Here is a 2,843-nt window from a genome sequence, read left to right on the forward strand (position 1 = left end):
CGAAACGAAACTCGAGGATTCGGTCTGGACCTACGAGGACCCCTACGAAGAGCATCGTGAACTGAAAGACCGGATCGCCTTTTACGACGACAAGTTTTCGGACATTCGTGTCGAAGTTGGAGCCTAGACCGCATGTCGAAATTCGGGGGTAAGTAGGTCGGCAATTCCTTCCCAATCGCAAACGGCCGTCCTGGGAAGGGTCTGGCCGGCGCTCCCGGCCAGACCGTTTGCGATTGGAGCGCCAGGACGCCCCTTCCGACAAAGCTGTCTCGCCGACAAGACTTGACACCGACCGACGACCGCTTTTAGCGCAACGGCCGCCCGGCGGGATACATCATTTTGGATGAGATCGAGGTCCGGGTATCCTTGGAGCTGTTTCTATTTCCAGGTATTGATTGCAATTGATCTTGCCGTGGGAGCGGGCTTTAGAGCGTTTTCATCGCGCTCGTACGGCAAAACCAGCTTGGCGGACGTCGTTGGCGCCTTCGGCTCGGGTGAATGGATTCAAGCATTCGTAGGTCGGCAACCCTTTGCCGACGAAGACGCTTGGCCGGGACGTGGCGTCGGGAAGGGGGGCTTCGGCGCTCCCGAAGACGCCGTTTGCGATTGGAAAGGATTCCCGACCTACTCGCGAGTGCCCGTACAGTAGATATGAAAATGCTCTAGCCCGCGACAGCCGGTTCGAGATTGCAGTCCGACAGCAGCCCTAACGAGACCCGGTGACCCTATTTGAACGGCTCTGATCAAGTTCCGCCGCCCCAACGCCCACGAAAGATCATCCACATCGACATGGATGCCTTCTACGCGGCGGTGGAGCAGCGGGACTTTCCCGAATTGCGCGGCAAACCCGTGGTGGTCGGCGGCGCCCCGAACTCGCGAGGAGTGGTGGCGACGTGCAGCTACGAGGCGAGGGTGTTCGGTATCCGCTCGGCCATGCCTGCGGCCAAGGCTTACCGGCTGTGTCCCGAGGCAGTGTTCATTCGGCCGAGGTTCGACGTGTACCGGGCGGTCTCGGCGGAAATTCGTGCCATCTTCCTCGACTTCACGAACCTGGTCGAAGCCATCTCCCTGGACGAAGCCTATCTGGATGTCACGGCAAGTCCGATTCTCCAAGGTTCCGCCACGCGAATAGCCGGGGAAATCAAGCGGCGCATCCGGGAAGCGACCCAGCTCACCGCCTCCGCGGGAGTTTCCTACAACAAGTTTCTCGCCAAGATCGCCTCCGACCGCCACAAGCCCGACGGGCTTTGCCTGATTCCGCCGGAACAGGGGAGGGCCGTCATCGCGGAGCTCCCCATCGGCGCCTTCCACGGCATAGGCAAAGCCACCGAAGCGAAAATGCTCGCGCTGGGCATTCGTTGCGGCCGGGATCTCGAACGCCTGGCGCTGGCCACGTTGACACGGCAGTTCGGCAAGGCCGGCGAGCACTACTACCGGATCGCCCGCGGCATCGACGAGCGGCCGGTCGTCCCCAACCGCCCGCGGAAATCCTGGGGCGCGGAAACCACCTTTCCCGCCGACCTCTCGGACCGGGCCGAAATGTGCCAGCACCTCGCCAAACTCGCCGAAGGCGTTCTGAAGAAACTGGCCCGGCACGGCCTACAAGCTCGTGGCCTCACCGTCAAAGTCAAATACGACGACTTCGAATTGGTCACCCGCGCCCGAACCCTGGATCGGCCCTTTCGCGACATCCGCGATGTCCGGCCCCACCTTGCGGAACTCCTAAATCGCACCGAAGCCGGCCGGCGCAAGGTCCGCCTGTTGGGCGTCAGCTTTTCAGTCCTGGAAAACGCGCAACGTCCGGTGACGTTGGACCTGTTCGCGCCGGACTGACCTTGTCCAAGGGGACCATCCAAGCCACGCCCGACTTTTCTCAGAACTTGGATTTGATAAAGTGTCTATCGGATCAGGCTTGAACGACAGGAAAACGCCATGCCGCGACCGATGACTCCCGCCCTTGCCGCCGACGCTATCATCGAATTGACCGACCGGCCCGGCCGGCCCATTGTCTTGATCGAACGTGCCTTTCCGCCTCAAGGCTGGGCTATTCCGGGTGGCTTCGTCGATATAGGCGAAACCGTGGAACAGGCTGCCAGACGCGAAGCCCAAGAGGAAACCGGGCTGGAGGTTCGCCTGATTGCCCTGCTGGGGATTTATTCGGACCCCAAGCGAGATCCTCGAGGCCATACCGTGACCGTCGTGTACGTCGCGGAGGCCAGCGGCGAACCGATAGCCGCAGACGATGCCAAGCATTGCAGCGTGGTCATGCCGGATGAACTGCCGCAGCCTCTGGTCTTCGACCATGCCCAGGTGCTAGAGGACTACCGGGAATTCCGGGCGACCGGACGAGTGGCGCCGCTGCGATGAACGAGAGCCGGAATCGATAGAGCCTGTAGGCCGGGATGGAAGCTTTGCGAAATCCCGGCGCAATTCCATTCGGCATTCGAGTGAACATTCATCGTAGGATGGGTAGAGCGAAGCGAAACCCATCGATGGCGGGTTAGCCCTAGTCTCCGCTCGGGACAGGCCCTTCGACTGGGCTCAGGACAGGCTCCGCGTAACCCGCCGATGGAAGGTCGCTCGGCGGGTTACGGCGCACGCGAAGCGCAGTGATCGGCGGTCGGTTGGTGCTGCTGTGCGCCTAACCCGCCCTACGAAAATGAATGCCTGATTGAAGGCGATTTGGAATAAGAGCGCTATCGGCCAGAAGCGACTGATCAGACCTTCTTCAAAAAGCAGGCCTTCAGCATGAAATTGCCGTTGTCCAGCTTGCAGTCCACTTCGTGGTCGCCGCCGACCAAACGGATGCTTTTCACCTTGGTGCCCATTTTGAGCGTGATGGA

Annotated in this window: 4 protein-coding genes; 3 read left to right on the plus strand and 1 reads right to left on the minus strand. The window is 60.9% G+C overall.

Going from position 1 to position 2,843, the window contains the following annotated elements:
- The 3 genes from ABJK70_RS22970 to ABJK70_RS22980 form a co-directional block, all read left to right on the plus strand.
- Nucleotides 1-127: DUF427 domain-containing protein (locus ABJK70_RS22970; RefSeq protein WP_347259253.1), on the plus strand; the 127-nt coding region annotated here is incomplete at its 5' end.
- Between the two features lie 602 nt (nucleotides 128-729).
- Nucleotides 730-1,833 carry a DNA polymerase IV gene (dinB, locus tag ABJK70_RS22975; protein WP_347259252.1) on the plus strand — a complete coding sequence of 368 codons (1,104 nt, stop codon included), beginning with the start codon at nucleotides 730-732 and terminating at the stop codon, nucleotides 1,831-1,833.
- A 99-nt stretch (nucleotides 1,834-1,932) separates the two neighbouring features.
- The gene (locus ABJK70_RS22980; RefSeq protein ID WP_077731503.1) at nucleotides 1,933-2,367 is read left to right on the plus strand and encodes an NUDIX hydrolase; all 435 of its coding nucleotides are present in this window, start codon (nucleotides 1,933-1,935) and stop codon (nucleotides 2,365-2,367) included.
- A 350-nt stretch (nucleotides 2,368-2,717) separates the two neighbouring features.
- Here the strand turns inward: ABJK70_RS22980 and ABJK70_RS22985 are convergent, their stop codons facing one another.
- On the minus strand, nucleotides 2,718-2,840 hold the full coding sequence (locus ABJK70_RS22985; RefSeq protein ID WP_347259254.1) for a PhnA domain-containing protein: 123 nt from the start codon (nucleotides 2,838-2,840) through the stop codon (nucleotides 2,718-2,720).
- Between the last annotated feature and the right edge of the window lie 3 nt (nucleotides 2,841-2,843).

It is taken from the genome of Methylocaldum sp., from assembly GCF_039794385.1.
Lineage (GTDB): Bacteria > Pseudomonadota > Gammaproteobacteria > Methylococcales > Methylococcaceae > Methylocaldum.